This window comes from Pedobacter suwonensis (assembly GCF_900111825.1).
In the GTDB taxonomy this organism is placed as follows: domain Bacteria; phylum Bacteroidota; class Bacteroidia; order Sphingobacteriales; family Sphingobacteriaceae; genus Pedobacter; species Pedobacter suwonensis.
The window spans coordinates 144594-170970 of sequence record NZ_FOJM01000010.1 but is presented as its reverse complement, the minus strand read 5'-3'; the positions used below and the strand labels follow the sequence as shown (position 1 = coordinate 170970).

Genomic DNA, 26377 nt, shown 5'->3' with positions numbered 1-26377 from the left:
AAAGTATTGATTAAGATTGTTTGATGCCAATGCCAGTCAGAATTTGTCTGATGTAAGCGTATTTGGTCAGAATATTAGGATATGCAGTATACTTTTGTTTGAATTGCGCATCAGTATTTGCCATTGCCGCCTCAATATACATGCATACATCCAGCCATGTAGAAATGGGTGAGGAGGATGATATCCTGGTATCTGTTCCGAGAAAACCGATGGCCTGTAAAGTAATAGGAGTACCCGCCGGTAGGCCGGTAACATTGGTACTGTTTAAAAAATAAGTAGCTAAACCATAGGCGTCTCGTGTTGATACAAGCTTCCGCGATACTGCATAAAATTTATCCAAGATATCGGCATATTTATTATCTAATACGGAATTGGTGAGCATGGCCCTCAAAATGGCAGCTTTGTAGGCTGTTTTTGTATCCTGGTTCATCGTTGAAATTTTTGAAATTTGTGCCATAGCAACGGTATTGAAACCTTTATAGGCATATGTTCCAAAGGCATTTGTATTCATATTTTCAACCAAAAGAATACTTGGAACATGTATTTTTCCTATTATCGGCATAATTTCACTTCTTAAAAATGTTAGTGCAACTGGCACATCTGCCTTATTACAATAAGTAAAGGATTGTACTGTAGGAGGCGGACCACTTGGTATACCACCAAGCGAATAGCTTAAAGATAAAACTTCATAGTAGGTATAGGCTTTGCCAAAAACATCCACGCGCTTCTGCGAACCAATGGTATCGTTAACGAATACGGGAATGCCCGTTTCCTGATAAAACTGATAGTTGGCATGTATGGTCGGATCATTAGGATTATCTTCCATGGCCAACCAGTTTTTATCATAATCCGGAAATTCGGTAAAAGGTTCTTTTCTGCAGGAAACCAGCGTAAGCGTGAAGCATGCTGCTGCAACAAATAAAATATTTTTCATCTTCATCAGTTTAAGGTTGAACATTACGAACACTGCGAATGGGGTTAGTTAGCGATCCCCTGTTAAATTCTATAGCATAATTAGGGATGGGTACCTGCCAGCTTGCTGCATCCTGAGCTATGGAATTTAAAACATAATTTCCTGCACGGGTATAAGTATTGGTTTGTGCATCATAGGTATAAGTTGGATGCTTGATGGTAAAACCTGAACCAAGTGGATATTTCGAATTTACCTGGTATCGCCTCAAATCAAACCAGCGATGACCTTCGAAGCAAAATTCACGTCTACGTTCATCGCGGATAAAATTAACCAATGCCTGGTTAGATGTGGGTTGCTGGCTGCCTCCGTTATTAAAGCGCATCGCCTGCAGTTTTTGGATTTCACTCCATGCTTCACCATCAGCACCAAGCATAGCTTGCGCTTCTGCGCGGTTAAGCAACATTTCAGGCAAACGGAAAGAAAATATACACGATACTTGCTCCGGGTCATTGTAGGTTCGCCAGGTACGCCATTTAGCCGGAAGAAATGCTTTGCTTTTCGATGATAGCGTAAAACAGGCATTTAAGCGGAGATCATTATTGTTATAACTCTGTATTAAGTTATCAGAGGCCTTAAAGCTAGATGCAAGACGATTTACCGGCGCATAAGATGCTAAAGAATCATTAGGAAAAACCACAGGAATTGAATTTGTTCCCATAGTAAATATGGTTTCTGTAGAACTGCGGTAAGTAAAGTTAGTGTTGGCTACATAACGCTTTAAATCAACAATACTGTAACCCATGTTTTCATAACCGTTAGTGACCTGCAATACTTTATCGTATTGTTCCGTAAATAGATATACGCGGCTTTGTAAACACTTAACCGCAGCAATACCTACTCTGATTTTAGTTGTAGGATTGTAGCCTTGAAGGAAATTTGCAGCCTGATCAAGATCAGCAATAATCTGGTTATACACGGTCTCATTATTTGTCCTTTTGAAATAGTTATCTTCCACTTTCTCTGAAATTTTTAATGGTACACCTTCATCGGTAGCAGCGCTTGCCTTACGATAAGGAGATCCGTAAATATTTTGAAGTAAAAAGTAATAATAAGCACGTAGAAAATAAGCTTCTCCTTGTAAATGCCGGAGGTCACCATCGGCCGGATTTTTTGTAGCAATTTCTGAAGCCTGATAAATTAACGCGTTAATCGCACCAATACGTTTGTAAACCTTCTTCCACATCACATCATTCCAGGTCAGGCCAAGGATGTTAACTGCCGGATACTGTGCCCAGTTGTGAAAGCCAGAAAGGATGTTAAGCGGCGTAGGCTGATCTCTGTCAGCAGCGCCAAGTACGAATGCTTCAGTGTCATCATCCATCACATGGAGCCATGGGGCAGAAAAGTCGGTCTCAGAGGCAATATTTCCCATGGTTGCCGGATTGTATAACGAAATACCGTACACATTATTCATGAAAGCTTCAGCAATCATTACTTTATTCACGTCACTGGTAGTTTCCAGGTATTTTTGATCTGTAGAATATTCTTCCAAGAACTTGCTGCAAGAGCTGAGAAGCAAAAGGCAAGCTAAAAGGGTTAAAAGATATTTCATAGCTTATTTATTTAAAATGAAACATTTAGGCTTAGCGAATAGGTTGGTCTGACCGTTAAATTGATGTTTGGCGTAGAACCCGATTGAGTAGGGTCTTGTCCCTTTAGCATTTTGTTGCTAATGGTAAATAAATTGGTCCCGGTGAGACTAACATATGCTGAACTCAGCTTCAATTTACGCGTTAAAGATTCGGAGAGATTATAGCGGAAAGATGCCGATTGTAATTTTAGATAATCTCCACTCACCAATCTGATATCGGAGTTATCATACATATCATAAGCACTGCCACCTAATTCAAGACTGCTTACCGGAGAGTTTGACCACCAAGGATTGATACCATTAGTAGCTACCTGAAGACCTGGGATATTAGTATAGTTTTCATCTCCTGGCCTGCGCCAGCGATCTACAAATTCTTTACGCAGATTTTGCTGTGGATATGCACTTGTGCTGGCGTAACCTGAAGCAATTTTCATTAATCTGATTTTATTACCTAAAGAATAGGAAAGGTTAAATGATAATCCAAAATTCCTGTACCCAAAGTAATTGGATAAGCCACCCTGAATAAATGGTTCACGACGGCCCGATTCACTCATAATCTCCAGATAAACATCCTGCCTATCCATATTTAAATAGCGTTTCTGGTAGGCTGCCGAATTTTCATTCTCTAAACCATAAAAAATTGGGGAGCCATCAACCGGGCTTAAGCCTTTAAATTTGTAAGAATAAAAGGTATTGATCGGTTTACCAGCAAGCTGGACATTACCGCTTAAGTAATTGGAGTAGTTGATATTGTCGATAAGTACATTATTTCTGTTATTGATGGCCTGGTTAATCAGTTTATTCAACACCTGACCCAATTGTGGATCAAAGCGCCAAACAAAACCCCGTTTAGACTTATCCATACCCACATTATTAATGGCTGTAACACTTAAAGCCACTTCCACACCTTTATTCTCTATAGTGCCGCTATTGATGATGTAAGATTGAACACCATTAATTTCAGACACGATTTTACTCAGGAATGCGTCTTCGGTTTTCTTATAAAAATAACCGACTGATCCGGTTACTTTATTGCCAAACAAAGAAAAATCCACAGCGATATTGGATGATGAAGTACGCTCCCATCTTAAATCTGGATTTGGAAAGTTTACAATATTTGCGGATGTAGAGTTGTAATAAGGATCAGTAGAAAGATTCTGTCTGATAATCATATAAGGCGACTGCCCGGGAAGCATATTTCCTTGCCATCCCCATGAAGCCTTTAAGGCCAGGTCACTGATCCATGAAGTATTTCTGGCAACATCATCTTTCATATTCCACCTGCCAGAAAAAGCGTAAATAGGTAGCAAATTATCATTTGAACGCGTTCCAAATAGGTTGGATTGTTCACCGCGAATGTGAAAATTAAAAATATATTTATTACGGTAAGAATAACCCGTGGTACCATACCAGGCAAATTCATTGGTTAACTGGCGGTTGAATGCCCCTAAAGCGCGCTTATCAGACATCCATTGGTTGTAGTAGCCTGAATAAGTGGTCGGCACAACATCAAAATAACCGCCCATCTCCGGAAAATAGCCTCTTCTGGTAATGTCAAAGCCATTATATTCATTCGATTTTATTTCTGTACCGCCTGAAATGGTAAGGGAATGTCTATTTTCTGCACCAAATGTAGTGGCATAGTTCGCCTGTAAACGGCCGGTATAATTATTATTACGAACTTCTTTTTTTGTCCATTCGCCTCCTACCGGGGCTAAATCAGACCTAAAGCTGTAGTCTTGCCTAAGTTTGGCAATGTAATAGGAGTCTTTTGTATAGTAAATTTGCTGATCGTTATTGCTGATCCCATATGCAAACGTACCTTCAACATTAAATTTTGGTGTAATTTTTAATCTTAATAATGCCTTTAAGTTACTTGCAAGCAAATCAGTATGGTCAGCACTGTATTCTCTATCCTTTAGGATATTGTAATTAAAAAGCTGGGTGGCTGGGGTGGTAACCGGGTAATAAAAATAGCTGCCATCCGGATTGTAAGCAGGCAACGTTCTGCTCGTATTATAGGCATAGTTCATGATACCTAAATCAGAAGGTGTATAATTCCTGGATGAATAGTTGCCCGTAAAGCTTACTTGAGCCAGAAAATTATCATAATCAGCGGTAACGTTTACTACTGATGAATAACGCTTATTATATTCTCCTTTAATGGTTCCATTTTCATTTAGATAACCCAAAGAAGAATAAAACTTAATACGGTTAGAACCTCCGGATAAGGTTACAGTATGACTTTGAGAGTAGGAATCCTGAGTAATCAAGCCTAGCCAGTCTGTATTTACACTGGCATAATAGTCACTTTGGCGTTTAAACTCATCGTAACCGATGGTTCCTTTGTAATATTGCTGAAGGGCATTCTCATAACCTGAAAACTGGGTTACATTGTTGTATTGCATTCTTCGCTCTACCATTTCCTTCGATACATCCATTCTTTCCTCAGAATTCATCATGTTCATGTTTCTGTCTGAATAGCGCGGGCGCCTGTTAAAGGTAACATTGGTTGAATACGAAATAGTTGGTTTACCAGGTTTACCTTTTTTTGTAGTAATTACAATTACACCATTACCTGCTTTTGCACCATATAAAGCGGTAGCAGAAGCATCTTTAAGCACATCGATCTGATCAATGTCTTCGGGATTTAATCCTGCAATGGCATTACCCAATAAGTTTACAAAGTCAAGGTCATTGATAGATTGCGGATTAACATTCACAGGATCCTGAAGTACAATCCCATCTAGCACCCATAAGGGTTCACGGTTACCTAAAATGGTAGATGTTCCACGGATTCTAAGTTTAGGTGCAGCACCAACCTGTCCAGAATTTTGCATCGAAATTAAACCCGGTATTCTACCCTCCAATAATTTATCAATGGTATTCACACCAGGTGTAAGAAGATCTTCAGCTTTGACAGTATAGACTGAACTGGTTAACTGACGGCTATCGATTTCCTCATAACCTGTCCTTACCAAGATGTCTTTCAGATCGGATGCGGAAATTTTAAGCGAAACGACACGTGCCCTTTGCGCAGGAATTTCCAAATGATAATAGCCCAGGTGATTAATTTCAAGCACGCCCGTTGCATATTGGGCAGGAATGGTAAAATGACCGCTTTTATCTGTTTGAGTAGAGAACTTTGTTCCCTTAACCCTCACAGTAACACCATCCATCGGCTTACCGTCTTCGTTGGTTACATTTCCATTTACCGGGCTGTTTAAACCATTATTATTAGCTCCATTAGCCACGTTTGCTTTCTTTTCCGTAATAATGATGATCCGGTCTTTGATTTCATAATCAAGATCCTGACCTGCAAATAACTTTTTTAATGCGCTGTTTAGGGGCTCCTTAACAAGTTTTAGTGTAACTGGTTTTGCTTTTTTAAGGATAAGGTCATTATAGGTAAAATCATACTTGGTTTGCTTTCTTATTTCTGTTGTTGCCCTGACAATCGATGCATTTTTAAGATCAAAGGTTACGGTTTGTGCATGCGATTTATTTGAAAATGAAAGTGTCAATACAAAAAGTAAAAGGATGATCCACCGAAAAGAGAACTGCGAATCGGTATTAGTGGCTCCGCCATTAATTTGATGACCGGGCATACGCCCGCTATACTCCTTAGAAAAAAGGAAATCATTCATATTATGATTAGTTTGTTGGTTAGTTAGTGGTTGTTGATTGGTTTATAGGTAGGAGGCGACGGTATGGATTAGTTTTGTCCTTACCATGTTTTTGCCTTACTAGTAAAATTATTTAGTCAATTTCATCCTCCTTCCTTCGATACTGAATTTTAAATTGGTAATTTTTTCAATCGCCGACAGTACCGCTGATAATGGTCTGTCGCGTTGAATGGAGGCATGAATTTGAATATCTTCAGGTATACCGCTGTAATCTATATCCAGGTTGTACCAGCGTTCGATCTGGCGAAGTACCTCGGTAATTGGAGTAGCTTTAAATATAAATTCCCCATCTTTCCAGGCTGTATAAAAACTAGCATCAACAGGAGTAATCCGGAAAGCATTTTGGTTCAATACTGATTGTTCTCCAGGATTCAAATAAGCTGGTTCTGAAATATCAGGGCTGTTGAGTTGTACCCGGCCATGGACAAGCGTGGTAACCGTTACCCCTTCATTTTGATAGGCATTAACGTTAAAGGCTGTTCCCAAAACTTTTATTTCCTGCGACTGGGTTTTTACGATGAAAGGTTTTTGAGCATTATGGGCAACCTCGAAGTAAGCCTCACCCATCACCATCACTCTTCTTTCTTTTCCTGTAAATGCGCTGGGATAAGATATCGATGAAGCCGCGTTCAGCCATACTTTGGTACCATCTGCTAAAGTAATTCTGTATTGCCCTCCTTTTGGGGTAGATAAAGTAAAATCCTGAATCTGATCTTCTTTTTCAAGCAATGCTCCATCTTTGTAGCGGATCGTATTTTCATCATTGATAATCTCCTGCTTACTGCCATCTAACTGATAGATTTTCCCATTTGCAGCCTGTAAAGTTGCTCGATGCGTACCTGGAAGTATGTCATGTGCAATATCTTTTCGAAGAGTATCTTTAAGATAAATGGATCTGTAAATAAAAAATGTCGAGCATAAAAAAATCAAGATGGCTGCTGCTGCGGCTATATATTGTAAAGAAGAGAACAATTTCCGCTGCTTGGGCTGAACCTTTTCTATTTCATGAGCGATTGCATTCCAGGCTAAATCTCCAATAGCTTTAGATTTTGGATGAACAGCGTGAGATGCCGAATCAAAGTATCCGTTAACTACAGCATCAAACTGTAATTCATCTTCATTATTTTGAAGATGTTCGTTAAGCTCTGCCAATTCATCCTCTGTGATGACATTGTTTAAGTACTGATCAAATAAAAACTTAATTCTGTTTGGTTTGCTCATGGTAAACTAGGGAAAAAATCATCCCTTTTTAAATAGAATACACATGAAAAAGAAAAAATAGCACCTCTTGGTTAATTATTTTTTTAATATGGTGGGTAGCAGGAGGATAAATAGCTCAAATGACCTTGATTTCAGTACTGCTTTTAACTGTTTGTTGGCTTTTTGGATATGATGATTAATAGCAGAAAGGCTGATATTTAACTTTTCACTGATTTCCTGATAACTTAGCCCTTCCAGTTTATGTAAGGTGTAAACTTCCCGCTGCCTTTCGGTGAGCTGATCCATAGCCTGATCTAGAATAGCCTTGGCTTGCTCTGCATCTTCATCTTCTTCCATAGGATGATAAACTCCTTCCTTGCCCACTTCATCGCGCATGAGCTGATCGTAAACATTTTTCCGGATTACATTTTTAGAAAGGTTTGTAGCAATCTTATACAGGAATGCACCAAAACTCAGTTCCGTATCGATCATTTCGCGGTTGATCCAGATTTTTAGGAATACATCCTGTAAGATATCCTGGGCTAACTCTTCAGATTTTAACAGATAAATCAATTTACTGGCAAGTTTGCCCGAATACACCTCATACAATTGTTTAAAGGCGATCTTATCTCCACGCTTTAATTCAATTAATAATGCCTTTTCGTCAATAATGGGTATAGACTTCACTTAACCATTCTCGTTTAGTTATACTAATTTATGTAAAAACTGGTTTGTAACAACATTTTTTTAAATATAGTGCTTATTTAGCCTATAAAATTGATGAGAAACAGTTAGATTTTCGATCGGTTTTGCATTTATTGAGTCTTCCTTGATAACCATATTTAAAAACTTAGTAAAAGCACGATGTGTTACTAAAATTCTAGTCATAAGTCAGGGAAATCGCTTTTAACTTTTCTCTGTTAGTTCTGGCTCTTTCTGCACATGCCAAAGCGTTATGTTTGCCACGGAAGCACAAAAAACACGGAAAATTTTAATCTCCTCCGTGATTTCTGTGTTTATGTAGCTAATTAGTTTTGCACGTCTTTTAAAGCAATATCCCTGTTTCATAAGCATGTAATTAGCTGAATTTGTAAGAACATATTATGCAGCATCTTGGCCATATTATAAAATTTTGCGCGTTAAATCTGGTTATTCGGATGGTTAAAAATATCTGAAAGAGAGGGGACTTCATTCTTCTAAAATAATTTAATCGTAAAAGTTTGAATAGAAAGAGGATTAACCTATATGCGGTAAATTTTCATTCCATATCATCATAGTATGATCTTCCAGCTTTTACCCTTTATCGAATAAGTAGCGTTTATCAACGGATATAACCTCAAAGTTCCCGAATATCGATATAGGTTTCTCCGCTAAGCGTGCGATTGATATATTTAGGCTTTAATTCTAGGAGAAATAATTAATTATCAATTAAGCAACATGAATCTTTTTTTTCAGTTCCGCTTTATTCCTGTTTTTATGCTTTTCATGCTCTGGCTGGTTTCGTGCAAGCAAAAGCCCGCGGCAACTGGAACTGGTCAATCGGTATCTGTTCAAGCGCAATCTACAGCTGATATGATCTCGTTTATCATTTCTTTAGATACCCTTGCGGGATCTAACAAGCTAAAGCTGGCCATCAATCGACAGGATAGTATACTGTCTTTAACACCGGAAAAGGAAAAAAATCCTTTCTACCATTATTTTAGGGCAAGAAAATTTTCGCTTGCAAAGAAAAAGGATAGCGCGCTGGCAGCTTATCAGCAAATGAAAGGGTACCACAAAAATGATGATATTGAACTGTTAAAGGAAAATGCAATTATTTTGAATACCATAGCCAGCGGATCAATTGTAGAAGCCCGGCTCATGAATCGCATATTATCTGGTTTAAAAACCGTTGAAATGCAGAAGAGCAGTTTAACCTACCGTTATTATGATTTAATTGCACAGGCCTATTATCAGAACGATAACGAACAAAAATCATTGGAATACGCTGCCAGGTATTTTGCGGCTCATCCTTTTAAAAATCATCCCGTTATTAAACAACGGTATTTTGATATCTCTTTTCTATTGGCGTCGAGAATGGGCGATCTGAACAAAATGTTGTACTACAACAACCAGGCGCGTATACTGGCTGTTGATATCAAAGATAGTCTTGCGCTGGCGCGCACCTATGATAATGAGGCACAGATTTACAGTAAACAGATGAAGCCGGCTAAGGCGTTGGAGTCAAGTCGCATATACTTTCATTTTTTGAAAAAGACAAATAACCTCAATGATATTGCATACAATAATCTTGCTACTTCCTTTATACGAAATGCCCAGCCAGATTCTGCTATTTTTTATTACCGCGCCGGGATGGAAATGGAAAAAAAAGATCCTTCCGGCAAGCGTAAAACCTCTCCCTACATGGGCCTGATCGATGCTTATAAGTTAAAAGGCGATTATAAATCGGCACTGGCAGCTGCCGAGTCCCTTTATAAAACTGAAATCAGGAACAATAAAGCCATAGAGGCCGCAAGAATAGCCGAATTGCATGAAAAATATGAGGTAGAAAAAAAAGACCGGAGCATAAACGAGCTCAACAGCCGTAATCAACTAAACGAAAAACTGATTAATCAACAGCGCTGGTTAATGTTTATGGTATTGGTTATTTCAATGGCTGCTGTGTCGCTGTTCATCATCATTTATCGCCAGCTTCGGTTAAAGGATAAGAACAAGCTTCTTGCGGCCGATAACCAGCGTTTGGTTATGGAACAGAAGTTACTGCAGGTACAGCTTAATCCACACTTTATATTTAATGCCATTTCCAATCTGCAAGGCCTGATTTCATCTGGAAATACATCTGAATCTGTAAGGTATTTAAAATCTTTTTCAGGTTTACTAAGGGCAATTCTTGAACAAAACAGGAAGGATTTTATTGCCATTGAGGAGGAAATATCTTCGCTAAATAATTATCTGTTATTACAGCAGATGCGTTATGCCGATACTTTTACCTATCTGATCTCAGTTTCGAAAGAGATTGATGCACAGGCCACACTTATTCCTCCTATGCTTATCCAGCCTTTTGTCGAGAATTCGATTGAACATGGATTTAGGAACATCCCTTATAAAGGGCTGCTTAAAATTTCTTTTTATCAGCAAAACAATCAGCTTGAAATAACGATAGATGACAATGGCTGTGGCTTAAATAATAAGTCAACTGGCAATCAGCAAAAACAATCTTTGGCGCAAACCATTCTGAACGAGCGGTTTGAGGCATTGTTTTGCCGTTTTAGCCAAAATGCCAGTTTTACGCTTACCGACAAAAAAGATAAGGGTGAGCGTGGTGTGCTGGTCAAAATCAATATCCCGATTATTAACGATTAATTTACATCTAACATGAAACTTTACATACTGGAAGACGAACCGCGCATACTGCAGCATATTCTACAGATTGTAACCCGGATTGATTATGTACAGGTGGTGGGTACTGCTGCCGAAATCGCTATTGCAGCCTTAGAAATACCGGCTTTAAAGCCCGAAATTATTCTTGCTGATATCAGGCTAAAGGATGGAGATAGTTTTCAGCTTTTTGAGCAGATTGGAACAGCCGATTTCCAGGTCATTTTTTTAACCGCTTATGATCAATATGCGATACAGGCACTTAATCTTGGCGCTTTTGGTTACCTGCTTAAGCCAGTTGATGATGAATCGCTAACTTCTGCCATCAATAAATGCTTTCACCACCATAAACAGGATTTATTTGACGAACAACAACTGAGCATCGCTAAAGAGTACTATCTGTCTCAGGGCTTATCGGCCAATAAGCGCATTGCGCTTAAAACACTCGAATACATTGAGGTAGTTGCTATAGAAAATATTATGTTCTGCAAGGGCGATAAAGGATATACTACTTTTGTGATCAAAGGATCAAACGAAATACTGGTGTCAAAAGGATTAAAAGATTATGAGGGACTGCTATCTCCCTTCGGTTTTCTAAGATGTCACCAGTCCTACCTCGTTAATTTTGCTCATGTTAAAAAATATTTCAGAGAGGGTTATCTTCAAATGGAGAACGGGGAGAAAATCCAGGTTTCCAGTAGAAAAAAAGAAGAGGTATTAAGGTACCTGGAGAATATTGCTTAGGCTCTCCTGGGCAGAAATGATAAAATTTACAGGCAAAATGCAAAGCACATGTTACCAGCTTGGTTAAGTTAAACTCTTTTCTACAGGAAAGTTTCAATATCAGGGCTGGTAGCTGATATGAATAATGTGTTGTTATACTTATTTAGTCCATAATTGCTTTTGATTCAGATTTGTTTTTTCTATAATTACAAAATGAAATTCAAACTATTAATACTCTCTGTTCTTGTTTCTTCGTCTATCCAGGCACAAACAAATTTAAATCCGGGTTGGGAATATTTTTTCAAAAACAACCGTACAGCAGCCCGTGATTTTTTTACCAAAGCAGCATTAAAACCTGCATCTTCAGACGAAGCAAATGTTGCACTTTCTATGATGACGGAAATGGACCATTCAGATAAAGAGGGTTTTAACTATTTAAATAAATTAGCCAATACCTCTAAAAACCCACAGCCATACCTGGTTGCGCTCTGGAGCGATTTGCCCAATAGGGCTTCAAAAATAAAGACTGCTGATCAGCTGGAATTTTATAGAAAACTTGCGGCGAGAAAAGACGTTGACGGAACCCTAAATGCATTAGCTTATTCTTCGTTAGGGGCTCATTACGAAGAGAAAAAACAATATGCCGAGGCAGATCAGTATTTTAGTAAGATCGGTGAAATCGAAAATTGGTTAATTACAGGTGAATATGAAAATATTTCTACCAGTGGCTTTGATAAACAGTATGATGATATTTTGGCCCATCCTGAACTCGATTATGTTTTTTTTGGTAAGAAGAACCGAAAATTTAGCTGGAGAACGGTGCCGTATGTAAGGCATGATAAATGGTTCGATTTTACCTATTACAATACTTACGAAAATGCATTGCAGTTTGCTCAAACCTTCGTTAATGCACCTGCAAATACGGTAGCACAGTTAAGGATCGGCGTGTCTGGTTCGGTAAAGGTTTGGGTAAACGACCAGTTGGTCATCAGCGAATCCGAAGAAAGAAACAACGACCTTGATGCCTATATCGTACCGGTTAAATTAAATCAGGGCTACAACCGCATTTTGGTACAAATAGGCGAAAGTTACGCAGGCAGATCGAACTTTATGCTTCGGTTAACAGATGCTAACGGAACACCACTGAATAACCTTTCTGCTACGAATACGCCACAAACCTATTTAAAAGAAACAAGCCCTGCTGCAGCGCAGCTCAAGCCTGTTGGATTTAAATATTTTGAAGATGGTTTGAAAGCAAAACCTCAAAATTATTTAAATCAGTTAATGATGGCTAAACTGTATTTGCGTTTAGGGAATGTGTTTGATGCGAGATTGATTTTGGAGAAGCTTAAAAAGCGTTTTCCTGAAAGTACCTATCTTAACCTGATGATGATAGAACTGTTTGAAAAAGCAGATAACAGAACTGGGATAGAAACCCTGAAGGAAGAAATCAAAACACACGACCCCGAATGTTCGCTTGCACTTGAACTGATGTATACGGAGCATTTTCAACAAAATGATTATGTGCGGGCAAAAGAAATTATTGCCAAACTCGAAAAAATCTATGGCGAGGATGAGGCAGTTTTAATTAAAAAACTAAATATCCTTGGGCAAGAGAAAAAACAACCGGAAATTATCGCCCTGGTTGAAAAAATTTATCCCCAGCATTTAAGTTCTGCAGATATCGTAAATTTAAAATACCTGATTGAAGTGCAGATTAGAAAGAACCCAAAGGCTATTGATATTCTTCAAAAATATATTAACGAAAATAACGATTATAAAGCGGCTAAATATGTAGCTAAACTATATCTGGATAAAGGTGAAACTGATGCGGGAATTGATATTTACAAAAAAGAACTGAAAGATGATCCGATCGGTTTTGCGGTTTACACTGACCTTGCCGGTATTTATTATAAATTGCAACAATATGATGAGGCAGAGAAATTATATTTGAAAGTACTCGAAATCGATCCCAATAATGCATTTGTATATTCTCAGTTAGGGTTGCTTTATAATGCAAATAAACAGAAAGAGAAAAGTATTAAGGCTTACGAGAAGAGTTTGCAGATCGATCCGAACAATTACACTGTCATACAGTTGTTAAGAACACTTCAGGATAAAAAAGCAGTTTTCGATTATTTCGAAAAACCCGACGTGAAGGTAATGGTTAGCCAGGCGCCGTCTAAAACCGAATACCCTGACGGGCAGGTTGTGGTTTTAAATAATGAAGTGCAGAAAGTTGTTTATGAAAACGGAGGATCAGAAGAGAAACACTTTTTTACGGCGAAAATACTCACCCAAAAAGGGCTTGAAAGCTTTAAAGAATACGCAATTCCTTACAATAACGATCAGAATTATGCTATCGAAATTGCTGAGGTCATAAAAGCCAATGGAACCAAAGTTCCGGCCGAAACCGATAACAATGAATTGGTATTTACAAACCTCGAAGTTGGCGATGTAATCAATATCCGCTATAAGATCGAAAATTTCAATGTAGGAGCCATGTCCAGCCATTTCTGGGACGCATTCTATTTTAGTGACGGACTGGATCATCTTAAAATTAAATATTCGCTGCTAATCCATCGCGACAAAGCATTTAAATATGTGTTTTCACAACAGGATATTGCTCCTGTTAAAACAGCAAAAGATGAATTTGATCTTTATGTGTGGGAGAAGAATAAACAGGAAGCATTAAGGTATGAGGATAAAATGCCTCCGATGGATGACGTAACCAATATGCTGTATTTATCATCCATTCCGGATTGGAAATTTATTGCAGATTGGTACGATAATATTGCTTCAGCCAAAGCAAGGAGCAGTTATGAAATTAAAACTGTAGTGAACGAGTTGTTTGCGGGCAAGAGTAATTTAGATGATTTAACCAAAATCAAAATGATTTATAATTACATCATTACCAACATTGCATACAGCTCCGTATCGTTTAGGCAAAGTGGTATTATTCCTCAAAATCCGTCAACAGTTATCAATACCAGAATTGGCGATTGTAAAGATGTATCTACACTTTTTGTAAGCATGTGTAAAGAGGCAGGTGTTTCGGCTACACTGGCTTTGGCAAATACCAGAGACCGGGGACAGCATACGCTATTATTGCCAAGTATCGAATTTAATCATTGCATTGCCAAAGCTGCTATAGGTGGAAAAGATTACTGGGTAGAGCTTACTTCAGGAACTTTGCCTTTTAATACCTTCAGTAATACTTTTCTCGGATCTAATATCCTTGAAATTAACAAAACGAGCACAGCACTGACCCAATTTAATCCTGGTATAAGAGGAAGAAATGTTATGGGTTACAAAACCGAGGTGAAGTTAGAAAATGCCGATATGATGGTTAAGGAAACGAATTGGAATACCGGATCAATGTCTAGTTACATGAGAAGTGTTTTTAACGATTTGAGCAATACCGATCAAATTAAAAAGATGAAGGAAGATTTAACGGGTACTTATCCTGAAAATGAAGTTTATAGCTTAAATTTTACCAATCTCAACGCCGCAAAATCAACATCTGATACCGTAGGAACAGCCTGTTCTTATAAATTGGTGAATGTGAGCAAAAGTGTGGCCGGCATGTCCATATTCTCTATTCCATGGTCGAACAAATCTTATGCTACCGCGCTACAGGTGGTTTCACCTAGAAAGTTTGGTATAGATCTTACCCAATTATTCGGAATTGATGAGTCTAACCAGGAATTATCTTTAGAGCTTCCCAATGGAAAGGCAATGGTTCAGCCTTTTAAATCAGTAAAGTTGAGCAATGACTTTATTGATTTTAAGCTTGAGAGCGAGCAACAGGGAAATAAACTGTTATTAAAGCGAAGTTTTGTGTTAAAGAAAGATTATGTTCCTTTAGATAAAATCGATCAGTTTAAGGCCTTTTATAAAGAAATGGCCGAAGCAGATGATCAACAATTGGCGATGAAATAGCGTTGAAGCCCATATCGTAATGGATTTTCCTTTCAGGTATGTTTATGGTTTGACATCCATAATGTAATCTAAATTTTAACGATATGGGCCTCTTTACAGGAGTGTTTTCGAATATCGGATGAAGCATCGCTTTTCGCCGCACCTGCCTTCTAAGTTCTTCAAAGCAATGTTAAAACATATTGCCATTATCCTCATCGTTAAGATTGGGTACAAAATCTATAATATACCCGTCGCCGTATAATCAGTCACTATATTTATCAAAAGTGTAAAATCCTTTTTGCTTTGACAATTGTGAACGGAAAATAACTTCCTAAAGTGTGGTAAGCAATAACATGATGTAAATCATGAAATATGTGTATATTTAATAATACTGGTATGAATATTAAATAGTTTTATTTGTGTATTTTAAAAATATATAAAATATGTATTCTTTATTTTAATAAAAAGTATGTATTTATGTATAAATAAAATCCATCTTATCACCCTCAAACCGCTCGTCAAAATGAAAATTACTTTTCCATCAGTTATTCCGATTATGATATCCTAATGGTATATCTCTAAATATCAGATAATAATTTGTTATAAAAATAACTGCCGTTCCCCGCGTCTAAGGTGCTAAAATGTCTGATTAGACTTGTGTTTTAATACAAATTGAGAATATTTTAATTCGTATTTCTTTATTGTTTAATAAACCTTTAACCAAATAATCATGAGAAATTTATTGTCAATTATCATTCCTGTGCTTGAAGGGATGGAAGAATCTCCATTGAAGCACCAACTTTTAACCTATTTTCCGCAACAGGCTGAACATTTCAAAACAATTGAAGACAGTTTTGTGAAACTAACGGCAGTGCTGCATGACAGGGACCATCTTAAACCCTTTTTTCATAGCTGGAGCCAAACCAATAACAGCGCAGTTACTGTTGCGGGATTGAGTAACCGCATGACCATGCTGATCCATAAAAATATGCCTGTGGCAGATGAAGCTCAGCTTTTCAGATCGGTAGCCAGCCTAAACAGAATTGTTGATGAAGACCTGGCAGTTGTTGGCAAAGTGTTGCACTCTGACCTGTTTTATACGATGGCGACAAATACCTGTGGCGACGATGGATGGTTATTAAGGCAATATCTCGATCCTAGCGCACGTGCTTTTAAATATTGGAAAGACCAAAACTCGTTACGCAACAAAGATTTAATGATCGGCTTGTTAACTACGCTGGTTCATGAAATTTATACCCATGGTGAGGTGGAGTTTATTTTACCAAAGTTTACGAGTTGGCTGGAAGATGATTTTGGTTTTGATAAGGATACATTGAAACATACATTGGCCTGGATAACTGTACACTGCGGGCCAACAGAAAAAAACCATTTCTTTTATGCTGTTAATGCCATCAATTATTACGTTAAGGCGATGGGTATAAATTTGGCTGATTATGATTTACGCGAGATTGTTGCTGATTATTTAAGTAAAAAGGCAGCCGTAATGGAAACCATTAGCGCCAGTTTGGATCCTGTACTTTCTGAAGAAGAAATTGTATAAATGATGACGGCTGAGCTTGTAGAAAACCACATGATCTGTAGCAGGGAAATGCTGAACGAATTATTGGTGAAACACCTGGGCGAAATACCCTGCAATGGTGCTGATTCATTTTCGCCAGTGCCTGTTGCTGTAAGCCGTAGCGAAATTTCACGGATGGAAAAACTATGCCAAGTGCTAAACAAAGCACTTATCAATGTTGTAAACGCTTATTTCGAAGATGAAAGGATACGTGCCATTTACAATTTTGATGCTTGTTTGAACAATATTTTGAGCATTGCAAGCGTACAACCTTACGAAGTGGGCATGTACCGTCCTGATTTTTTACAGGCAGAGGATGGCAGCACCAAAATCTGCGAAATAGGGGCCAGGTACCCGATTAATGGTTGGATGCTGAGTTATTACCTGAATGTGATTGCTGAGGATAGCAGTTTGCCCTTATTGGAGGCTGTTCCTCATCAGCGCGATTTTATCCGTACCGTTTTTAAACGCTTCAATAATCATGAGCCTATTGTGCTGGTGCACGAGAAAGAAAAAGGAACCGAAGTATTTTACCTGTTGAATGAGTTTAGCAAACAGGGCTTAAATTATATTTCTGCAAATCCAGCCCACTTAAAATGCGAAAACGGCTTTATTATGCTGGATGGTAAACCCGTTGATCAGTTTATATTGGAAATGGACCGCGAAGAACTGCGTAAGTTTGATCCTGAAGTATTGAACCTGATCATCAGTAAAGGCAACTACTTCAACGATGTACGTACGTTGATATTGGTTCATGATAAACGCATCCTTGCTGTGCTGTATAACGAAGAGATCATGAGCAATTATCTTTCTGAAGAAGAATATCTTTTCTTACAGTCGTTTTTAATTCCCACATATACCCTGCATACACCAGATAAAAGGAATGAAGTAAGCAACTCATCCTTAAATTGGGTATTAAAACGGAATAGTGGCGGTCGTGGTATTGATATGTATGTAAAAAGTGATTGCGAAGCCGGTTTTTGGTTGGATACGATTGATAAACAATGGACAGAATACATGGTACAGCAGTATGTACCCCAGCGTTTGTTTAAATATGGCAACGATACCGGAAAGAGCCTGATCAATCTGGTAGGGATGTTATTGTGTTACAATGACCGGTCATTTGGTCATGGCCTGTTCCGTGGTTCAGCAGAAAGTGTGGTTAATGTCCATCAGGGTAGGGGAGTCATTTTTCCTGCAATGGTATCAACATCATAGGTATGACGCATGCTGTTATTATCCCGCTATTCAATAAAACAGCTTACATCGCGCAAACATTAAATTCGCTCATCCGGCAAAGTAAACAACCGGATGAGTTGATCATTGTTGACGATTTAAGTACAGATAACAGTCTTTCTGTCGTCTATGGTTTTTTGCGCGATCATATTTCGGCTTTTGGCAATTGCAGGATACAGGTTATTGAGCTCACCGAAAATAAGGGACCTGGCAATGCACGTAATATCGGTTTTGCTGCTGCAAGTTGCGAATTAATCAGTTTTTTGGACGCCGACGATGAATACCATCCAAATTTACTGGAAGTTGCCGCTCATGCATTTGAAAAGCATCAGCTGGATTTTATGGTGCTTAATATCGTTTTCATGCCGGGTAGGGAAATATATCCTGATCTGGAACCTTTAAAAAAGTACCTTGAACCGCTTGATACGGATTTATATCTGATTAGCCATCCTTTAAGGGCAGTTAGCAATCCGCATTTTATTATGGGGGTTGGCAGTAATGTAATTACACGAAGTAAATGGATTGCCGCTAACCGATACGAGGCCGATGCGCAGTTAAATGAAGGTATTGATTTTTGGTATCGGGTACTTAAAGGCATATTGAACGAGGTGCCAGGGAAGATAGCCTTGCAAACCGGAGTTTATCTTTATGTTAATGAGGTGGCGGGAAGCCTTTCGCGCAAAACATACAGTCATTTCAAGCAAATCGAATTGCCACTGGTGATTGGAAGGTACATCAGAAGCAAGGATAAACATGACAGGCTGTTGATGGGCATGATCGGTGAGCGCTGGTATAAACATGCCTTACAAAATTTGCCATCCAATCGCCAAAAAATAAGTTTTTTATGGCATTATCGCAGTTATTTGCCAAAATACATTGGCTATTTGCTTATCAAAAGATAAATAATGATCAATCCAACGCTCAATCAATACTACCATATTGTTAAACAATCAGATCTTTTCAGGTCTTATTATCTTAATTATGAAGATTATTTAGATGCGCCGATAATTGGTAAGAAGGAATTGATTAAGCTATTAAATGACCATTTTGATCTGCATAGCCAGGAACAGGGGGTTTATCTGGTGCGCTCTGGTGGATCTACCCAAAAACCGCTTGTTTTTCCGGTCGATATTGCAGAAAATCTCGAACAGCGTGCAGCCCTTGCTTCCACATTACAACAAGCTGAAGTGTTTACCCCAAAAACCATTGCGCTCAATATGTTTGGTTATATGGATATGTACCGTACCGCCGCAATTATGGACGATCTGCTGGAAAGGTGCAGAGCAACAACTTTAGTAGCCGGAGCAAACCTACCTTTTGAAGACACTTACCAGATGGCATTAAATTTTAAGCCCGATTTATTATTGGGTACACCTTCAAAATTATTTTGTTTTGCGCAATACCTTAAAAAACACCAACTTCGTTTATCCGTTACCAATCTTTTGTTTGGTGGCGAGTTTTTACCGCCATCACATATCAAACTTTTTGAAGATACTTTCGGAACCCGGCAGGTCTATTCGTTATATGGTTCTGCAGAAACGGGGATATGGGCCTGGTGCGATTATAGCCGATCGCCATTATTGTTTAACGTGATTGATGGCCTGATAGTGGAAGCAGACAATCCTGATGCAGACGGCTATGGCTCACTATTGGTAAGCAATCTATTCCGTAAGCGTTTTCCAATCTTTAGGTATGATACCGGCGATATTGGCAAATGGGTGAAAGTTGATGGGAAACTTTATCTTGAATTAAAGGGTAGATCTTCAAATTCCTTTATGTTTAATGAGTGTAACTATGATCTGGACGATTTTAATCCCGTTTTTGCTGATGTCGAACGGTTTCAGATACAGATCATCCCTCATGAAGGACATACGTCAATAAGGTTTATGCTGATAACCGGTTTAGTTAATACCGACAAAGATGCGTATGTAGAACAAAAACTTCAACAGCTATATGAGGTGTTTGGTTACAAAGTAAAAAATTTAGAGGTTTTAGCTGGTAATGATTTAAATCTGTATACCAATGCTATTACCGGTAAAACACCGGTGGTGATTGATCACCGGGTTTGATATTGGTTGTAAATTGTGGCTATGCTGTTGCCAACGTTTTTGAAGAACGTTTATCAACCACTGGCTTTTTTTTCTTTTTACGTTTGCCAAGCCAGATCATAAAACCGGTTATCGGCAGGCTCGCCGTAAATAAGGCAACCACAAAAGCCAGGATTTTTGTGCCCGAACCATAGATACTTCCAGCATGTACAGGCAAAACATACTTTTTGATCTTTGTCCCCAAGCTTACAGATGCAAAGGGCCGCTGTCTGATGATCTGTCCGGTTTTGCCGTCAAAATAAGCTGCATTGGTGCATCCGGGAGGTAATTCTTCACTTTCCTTTTGAGCCATTATCGCCAGACCGCTTTTAGGTGAAATATTGAAGTTAAGCCTACCTCGATTAGGGTACAACTTATTCATACTGCCCTCAATCTTCTGCAGGATACCTGGATTGGCTTTTTTAGACTTTACCAGGTTTTTGGGCGAAAGTTCCTTCTGCACTTTACCGTCTGCCAGTTTATAGATCAGGTTTTCTGCCCAATTGTAACTCATTACAAGGCCTGTAAGGGTAATCAGGATCAGGAAAAACGAGAGATAAAAGCCGGTTACCGCATGCAGGTCCCAGTTAAGCCTCTTGTTTTTTGCATTCCACTTAATTTTAAAGCGTTGTTTGATGGCCTTTTTATTGGCAGGCCACCAGATCATGATTCCACTAATAGTAAGAAATAAACAAATGCAGCAGGAGATACCCGTTATGGCCTTTCCTGTTTGATTCAATAATAAATAGCGATGCAGGTTCCTTACTGCTCTAAAAAACTGTTTCTGAAAAAGGCCTTTGTACAGCACCGCTCCATTATATGGATTGAGATAGGCAACTTTCATTTCAGGACCTTTACCAATACGTGCTTCCGCACTTCGTTCAGGTTCCACCTCCAAAATTAATTTAGATACTTTTTTGTCAGGGTAAATGCTATTGGCAATATTGAATATACTGTCTGCACTTAAACGTTGCGGGATTGGACTTACAAAATGACGTTCCTTAAAAAATACCAGTTCCAGTTCATCCTCAAAAGTAAGCAGGCAGCCCGACAATGCAACTACCATTAAAACAAGTCCTGTGATTAACCCCAGCCACAAATGCAGCCAGCCCGTAATGCCTTTAAACCGATTATTGGCCATCCTGTTAAAACTTCAGCGCAATGCTGCCAATAAATTGTACCGGAGCCTGTGGCGTTAACCTTACCGACCAGGCTTTTTCGCTGGTTAAATTGTTTACCTTAAAGTTAACGCGGTATCTGGGATGGTCATAAAACAGGGCGGCATCCAGCATGGTGTAAGCCGGTATGGTTATCTTGGTACTTTGTGTGTTGGTTTGGTAGGATTTACTTCCGTAATTACCGCCAAAGCCAATACCCAGGCCGCGCAGGCTTCCTTCCGGCAAACGATAACTCACCCAGAGATTGGCCATTTTATCCGGACCGGATAATGCCGGACGCAAATTATTTACCGTTGCATCAGCATTGGTAAATAAGCTGTAATTGTAAGCATAGCCTGCTATAATATTCAGGCCACTGAAAGGGTTTGCGATGATGTCTACCTCGATACCGCGGCTGAGTTGCGCGCCGTCCTGGATAGAATAGTTGATATCCCGTGGGTCCAGACGCAAAACATTTTCTACTTTTATATCATAGTAACTTACCGTTCCTGATAAACGGTTATTAAATAAGTCGCCTTTCAAACCAAATTCCAGCTGATTGGCATGTTCTGGTTTGAAAGCGGTACCATCAAGTGACTGGCCGTTTCGATTAAAAAATCCACCCATATAATTACCAAATAACGACAGGTGATCTTTGCTAATTTCATAAACTAACCCTAGCTTTTGTGAAACAGCTGTTTGTTTATAAGGACCGGCAGATGTGCCGCTTGAGCCTAAACCTCCGGTGATTTGGCCGGTTACGATATTATAGACACCCTTATAGTCGAACGTGTTTATCCTGATGCTCGCCATGGCCAGCAATTGGTCGGTAATGTTAAATACGTCTGATACATAGGCTCCATAGGTATTGTCGCGGTTATATTCTTTACGTAAAGTACCCCTGCTGGTCAGCGAGTCTACCTTGAAACGGCTGATGCGATACGCCGGCTGTGGGTTTATAAAGTTTACATCCTGGTTGTAATTAACGGTAACCCGGTCAAAATCATTATAGTTATTATAAAAATCTATACCGGCAACCATGCGGTTACGGAATTTTCCTATTTTAAAATCACCTATAAAATTCTGCTGTATGTTGGTTGCGATAAAATTGGTATTTCCAACTATAATCTGCGGGCGCACTGTAGTGGCAGATCTTCCGTTAAGTGCGGTGATGTAGCCGTCAATGGTTGAGCGGTTTCTGGAGATAATGGTTTGAGATGTCCAGCTACCGGACATTTTATAATTTACCTGAGCAAAGATGTTCAGCATCTGTGTGGAATAAGTAAGATCGTTACTCAGGAATGTCTTATTATAAGGGAAGCCGATATCGGTTATCGATTGATTGGTATTAGGTATGATAAAGGGATTGAATCGCACAACAGATGTGCCTTTTTCCTGTCCAAATTCAACATCCATCAACAGCGACAATTTATCGGTAATCTGATAGGAGAAGCTCGGGGCTATGGCAATATTATTGGTGAAACCAAGTTCCTGAAAGCTTTTTTGATGTGTAGTAGCTGCGTTCAGGCGGAATAAGGCAGTTTTATCCGCATTAACGGGTGTATTTATGTCAAGTGTCAATCGGTTAAGGTTCCAGCTTCCTGCGGTATAGGCTACCTCGCCACCAAAATCGTTATAAGGTTTTTTAGTTACACGGTTATATAAACCGCCGTAGCTACTGGAAATATTGGTGCCAAATAACGTTGTAGATGGTCCTTTGATGGCTTCAATCCGTTCCAGATTTACCGGGTCAATAAATGAAAAAGCTGGTCCGGCCACACCGTTGCGGGCGTTAGGTTCGGTTTCAAAGCCACGTGAGCGGAAAGTAACCCTTCCCTGATTCAGAATTAAAGGGATGCCCGCTCCAGGTACGTTTTTCGAGATGCTACCCAAATCTATTACAGCTTGCTCCTGCATCAATTCTTTTGATACGGAATTGTAAACCTGCGGGTTTTCCAGGTTTTTGAGCGGTAAGCGCGCCACATAACGGCTTTCACGTTTGGAAAATCTGTTAATATTGGAAGCGATGGTCACCTCCTGCAAAGCCTGTACGTTTTCTTTAGGTAATTGAAAATTGCCCGTTGCGGTTTGCCCTGCTATAACGGTAACTTCCATTATGTATTCTGGTGCACCCAAAACCTGGATTTTTAAATGATAACTTCCCGTATTAATATGATTAAAGTGGTAAGTGCCGGTTTCATCTGTAAGCGTAGCCTTTTCGAGTTCGGTTATCGTAACAGATGCTGAAGCATAGGGAGTGCCGTTCACAAGAAGGATTTTACCGGTAATGCTGCCAGTATTTTGAGCGGTTGCTGTTAAACCGGTGGATAGAATAGCAATTACAAGCAGCGTACGTAAATAACTTATCATTAGTTAAGGGATGGAAAATTAAGGTGCAAATATATTTAATTAAAATAAGTCTAAATAAATTTTGCGGAATAATATTTCCGTCATTAACCTGATACAGGCATGCTTAAAAGGAGCTGAGGTTTGGTTAAGAAAGGAAAATGCAAAATTTTTATTCTGCTGACCAAAAATAGGGTGGTTTTAGGTGATTATGGCTTTTCGATTTGATGCTGCTATTTGAAATGACAGAAGGCCTAATATTTTTATTCAAGGCTTAGTTCATCAATAGCCATCAGTGGCTTCCTGTGCCGCGAACCGTTAAACCATTCTGGCAATTCTGCCGGAAACCATATTGCCACCCGCAGATAGCGTAGCAACTGCTTAGACTTTAACGTGCAATCCACAGTTTGCACCCTAGCTTTCATGTCAGAAGGAACATTGTTATCTAAACGAAGGCTTCCTATTGGAAAATAATTGTTGCCATCAATCGATCCTTCGACGGAAATCTTCTCTGGAAGAAAGAGATAATGGGAGGGATCAAACAAAAAGTCAGTTTGTATACTGGCTGGTAGGATATCACGTCCAATCGGAATGTCAATCTTCACCATGCCACCAGCAAACAGTAGCCAGTTATAGCTGTAATCGGTGCCACCCAATATGCCATCTGTGAGTGTAGCCGAGCCATTGGCCGGATAGTCTTCAATGAACGGATTAGAAAATGAAGCTTTCGCACCTAGTATTAATGAAGGCCGGTAAGGATTGTCCAAAATAGCTGTCCAGCTTGCAAGGTAGTCTGGCAAAGGGCCACCAGTTTCCGATAAGGTGATCACACCAGCTTTTTGCGCATCGCTGACAAAACTTTTTACTCGAACATTCCAGCCCGGTTTTACCCTCCAGGTTCCTTCTCGTAATTTTTCCAGGTAACCACCGGGTTGAATGCCATAAGCCTTGGCTTGCTCTAATTCTACATACTCTAAGCCAAGGCTTAAAGTCTTTATTTTATGTTCCAGTTCGGGAGAACCAGCAACGGCATCCGCGGCCTCTTTTAGAGACTGCCGATAACTGCTGATTTTGTCAAGAGCAAGATAGTCTGAACGGTGCGCGAAAGGCTGATCATAAATACCAAGCCGTGCTTGCGTCTCATTCCGTGCCGAAAGCAATTGTCCGATATAATTTTTTATTGAATGGGCAGCAGTGCCATAATATCCTTTTAAAAAATCATCTTGTACCTCATCCAATTTAAGGGAAGGATCCCATAAGGCTTTGGCTTGGATATAACTTGCATAAGCAGACATGTCTCCTAGTGTTTCGCCACTTCCCTGCTCGAAAATACCTTTGATTCCATGAGTTTGAAAATACCGGATGTTAGCCACATAATGATCATGCATCGGGAATGGACTTAGATAGGCGGAGAAATCCGTTGTGTAATCCCATAAAAGCAGGTTGGGCGTGAGCTTTGACCATTCGGACAGTTGCCTGCGAAATGAAACGGCGTCCGGATTGGTAGCCACAGGCAAGTGACGGGTGGAGTTGATCGTACTCAACATCACATAGACATTCTTTCCTGGTCGGGTATGTTTGGTTGCTTCCGCAGAGTAACCGTATGCCAGTGTTGTAAACAACTGGTCTGGAAAATACGCGGCAACAGCATTTACGAAACGGATGAGCGACCCCTGTGGCCCGCCTTCTTCTGCATCAACCCTTGCACATTTTTCACAAGTGCAGTATCCCGCACCGTCCATCGGCGCGATGGACCAGTAGATTGCGTCGGGATTTGCAGCTGTTGCCCTTTCAAAATAAGCGATAGCCTGGCGAAGCACATCTGGATTGCTCAGGCAAAGCTGGCTGGGTTGGCGGTGCCCGTTAACCCATGAGAAGTATTCGGGATGCTCCCGGAAATTACGTTCTGGAGGTATAATCTTAAAAAAAGAATGACCCCAAAGTCCCCAAAGATCCTCAAAGCGGTGCAAATGGTGCCAATCCAGGTATTCTGGATCTGCTGAGGATGGATAATAAGATTCCCGGTAAAGCAGTACAGGCTCATAAAGCATATGCAATCCAGCCGGTAGGCCGAGATCCCGGCTGTGGGGAATAAGAGCTGGTCCTTGGTCATACTTTCTTGCGCCAAACTGTTTTTCAATCAGTTCATATACGCCATATAAAAGACCTTTGCCCGAGCCTCCATATAGGTAAATGTTACCACCACGTACATCGATCTCATAGCCTTCAGCTTTCAGTGGTTCAATAAATTGGCCTACACGGGTAGCGGCAGAGCCAACATAGATCAGGTGCGCAATATTTTGGGAAGGCACTGTTTGAATAGGCAGGGTTGCCCCTGTAATCCGCCGGACATATTCCTGCAAAATAGAAGCCGACTTCTTCTCTAAAGGTGACGCTTGCTCAGGAAGGATGATTTCCGATACTGGCTTTTGATCTGTTACAAGTTTTATATCGTTACCCTGACAAGATTGCACCAGCAGTAGTATGGCCATTTGTAGCC

At 39.6% G+C, this 26377-nt stretch carries 15 protein-coding genes; 7 read left to right on the top strand and 8 right to left on the bottom strand.

From position 1 onward, the window contains the following. Positions 1-10: 10 nt before the first annotated feature. The 5 genes from BM107_RS14475 to BM107_RS14455 all read right to left on the bottom strand — a co-directional run bounded on the left by BM107_RS14475 (position 11) and on the right by BM107_RS14455 (position 8137). Positions 11-934, bottom strand: a complete 924-nt coding sequence (locus BM107_RS14475; RefSeq protein WP_134204260.1) for a hypothetical protein — start codon at positions 932-934, stop codon at positions 11-13. Positions 935-944: 10 nt separating this feature from the next. Next, the gene (locus BM107_RS14470; protein WP_090984518.1) at positions 945-2525 is read right to left on the bottom strand and encodes a RagB/SusD family nutrient uptake outer membrane protein; all 1581 of its coding nucleotides are present in this window, start codon (positions 2523-2525) and stop codon (positions 945-947) included. A gap of 11 nt (positions 2526-2536) precedes the next feature. After that, a complete protein-coding gene (locus BM107_RS14465) occupies positions 2537-6211 on the bottom strand; it encodes a SusC/RagA family TonB-linked outer membrane protein (RefSeq protein ID WP_090984516.1) in 3675 nt (1224 codons plus the stop codon). 108 nt (positions 6212-6319) lie between these two features. Beyond that, positions 6320-7471 (bottom strand): FecR family protein, encoded by a 1152-nt coding sequence (locus tag BM107_RS14460; RefSeq protein WP_090984514.1) that lies wholly within the window; start codon positions 7469-7471, stop codon positions 6320-6322. 75 nt (positions 7472-7546) lie between these two features. Then, on the bottom strand, positions 7547-8137 hold the full coding sequence (locus tag BM107_RS14455; protein ID WP_090984511.1) for an RNA polymerase sigma factor: 591 nt from the start codon (positions 8135-8137) through the stop codon (positions 7547-7549). Between the two features lie 750 nt (positions 8138-8887). Here BM107_RS14455 and BM107_RS14450 point away from each other — a divergent pair. The 7 genes from BM107_RS14450 (at position 8888) to BM107_RS14420 (ending at position 20356) form a co-directional block, all read left to right on the top strand. Further along, complete coding sequence (locus tag BM107_RS14450; protein WP_090984509.1) at positions 8888-10813, top strand: tetratricopeptide repeat-containing sensor histidine kinase; 1926 nt, start codon at positions 8888-8890, stop codon at positions 10811-10813. A 12-nt stretch (positions 10814-10825) separates the two neighbouring features. After that, positions 10826-11572, top strand: coding sequence for a LytR/AlgR family response regulator transcription factor (locus BM107_RS14445; RefSeq protein ID WP_090984507.1), 747 nt, complete (start codon positions 10826-10828; stop codon positions 11570-11572). A 192-nt stretch (positions 11573-11764) separates the two neighbouring features. Next, positions 11765-15493: a tetratricopeptide repeat protein gene (locus BM107_RS14440; RefSeq protein ID WP_090984505.1), complete on the top strand. Its 3729-nt coding sequence runs from the start codon at positions 11765-11767 to the stop codon at positions 15491-15493. A gap of 709 nt (positions 15494-16202) precedes the next feature. Continuing rightward, positions 16203-17033, top strand: coding sequence for a CBS domain-containing protein (locus BM107_RS14435; protein WP_090984503.1), 831 nt, complete (start codon positions 16203-16205; stop codon positions 17031-17033). 3 nt (positions 17034-17036) lie between these two features. After that, on the top strand, positions 17037-18269 hold the full coding sequence (locus BM107_RS14430; protein WP_134204258.1) for a hypothetical protein: 1233 nt from the start codon (positions 17037-17039) through the stop codon (positions 18267-18269). A gap of 2 nt (positions 18270-18271) precedes the next feature. After that, the gene (locus BM107_RS14425) at positions 18272-19189 is read left to right on the top strand and encodes a glycosyltransferase family 2 protein (protein WP_090984499.1); all 918 of its coding nucleotides are present in this window, start codon (positions 18272-18274) and stop codon (positions 19187-19189) included. Positions 19190-19192: 3 nt separating this feature from the next. After that, positions 19193-20356, top strand: a complete 1164-nt coding sequence (locus BM107_RS14420) for a phenylacetate--CoA ligase family protein (RefSeq protein ID WP_090984497.1) — start codon at positions 19193-19195, stop codon at positions 20354-20356. A gap of 19 nt (positions 20357-20375) precedes the next feature. On the opposite strand, the gene BM107_RS14415 is transcribed toward BM107_RS14420, so the two are convergent. The 3 genes from BM107_RS14415 to BM107_RS14405 all read right to left on the bottom strand — a co-directional run bounded on the left by BM107_RS14415 (position 20376) and on the right by BM107_RS14405 (position 26369). Next, a complete protein-coding gene (locus BM107_RS14415; RefSeq protein ID WP_090984495.1) occupies positions 20376-21515 on the bottom strand; it encodes a PepSY-associated TM helix domain-containing protein in 1140 nt (379 codons plus the stop codon). A 4-nt stretch (positions 21516-21519) separates the two neighbouring features. Then, positions 21520-23901, bottom strand: a complete 2382-nt coding sequence (locus BM107_RS14410) for a TonB-dependent receptor domain-containing protein (protein WP_090984494.1) — start codon at positions 23899-23901, stop codon at positions 21520-21522. A gap of 239 nt (positions 23902-24140) precedes the next feature. Further along, positions 24141-26369 (bottom strand): DUF4838 domain-containing protein, encoded by a 2229-nt coding sequence (locus BM107_RS14405; protein WP_159435247.1) that lies wholly within the window; start codon positions 26367-26369, stop codon positions 24141-24143. Positions 26370-26377 lie beyond the last annotated feature (8 nt).

Bases quoted from the DNA above. Each gene is read 5' to 3' on its own strand.
- BM107_RS14475 (WP_134204260.1), bottom strand. From the start codon at position 934: ATGAAAAATATTTTATTTGTTGCAGCAGCATGCTTCACGCTTACGCTG.
- BM107_RS14470 (WP_090984518.1), bottom strand. From the start codon at position 2,525: ATGAAATATCTTTTAACCCTTTTAGCTTGCCTTTTGCTTCTCAGCTCT.
- BM107_RS14465 (WP_090984516.1), bottom strand. From the start codon at position 6,211: ATGAATGATTTCCTTTTTTCTAAGGAGTATAGCGGGCGTATGCCCGGT.
- BM107_RS14460 (WP_090984514.1), bottom strand. From the start codon at position 7,471: ATGAGCAAACCAAACAGAATTAAGTTTTTATTTGATCAGTACTTAAAC.
- BM107_RS14450 (WP_090984509.1), top strand. From the start codon at position 8,888: ATGAATCTTTTTTTTCAGTTCCGCTTTATTCCTGTTTTTATGCTTTTC.
- BM107_RS14445 (WP_090984507.1), top strand. From the start codon at position 10,826: ATGAAACTTTACATACTGGAAGACGAACCGCGCATACTGCAGCATATT.
- BM107_RS14440 (WP_090984505.1), top strand. From the start codon at position 11,765: ATGAAATTCAAACTATTAATACTCTCTGTTCTTGTTTCTTCGTCTATC.
- BM107_RS14435 (WP_090984503.1), top strand. From the start codon at position 16,203: ATGAGAAATTTATTGTCAATTATCATTCCTGTGCTTGAAGGGATGGAA.
- BM107_RS14430 (WP_134204258.1), top strand. From the start codon at position 17,037: ATGACGGCTGAGCTTGTAGAAAACCACATGATCTGTAGCAGGGAAATG.
- BM107_RS14425 (WP_090984499.1), top strand. From the start codon at position 18,272: ATGACGCATGCTGTTATTATCCCGCTATTCAATAAAACAGCTTACATC.
- BM107_RS14420 (WP_090984497.1), top strand. From the start codon at position 19,193: ATGATCAATCCAACGCTCAATCAATACTACCATATTGTTAAACAATCA.
- BM107_RS14415 (WP_090984495.1), bottom strand. From the start codon at position 21,515: ATGGCCAATAATCGGTTTAAAGGCATTACGGGCTGGCTGCATTTGTGG.
- BM107_RS14410 (WP_090984494.1), bottom strand. From the start codon at position 23,901: ATGATAAGTTATTTACGTACGCTGCTTGTAATTGCTATTCTATCCACC.
- BM107_RS14405 (WP_159435247.1), bottom strand. From the start codon at position 26,369: ATGGCCATACTACTGCTGGTGCAATCTTGTCAGGGTAACGATATAAAA.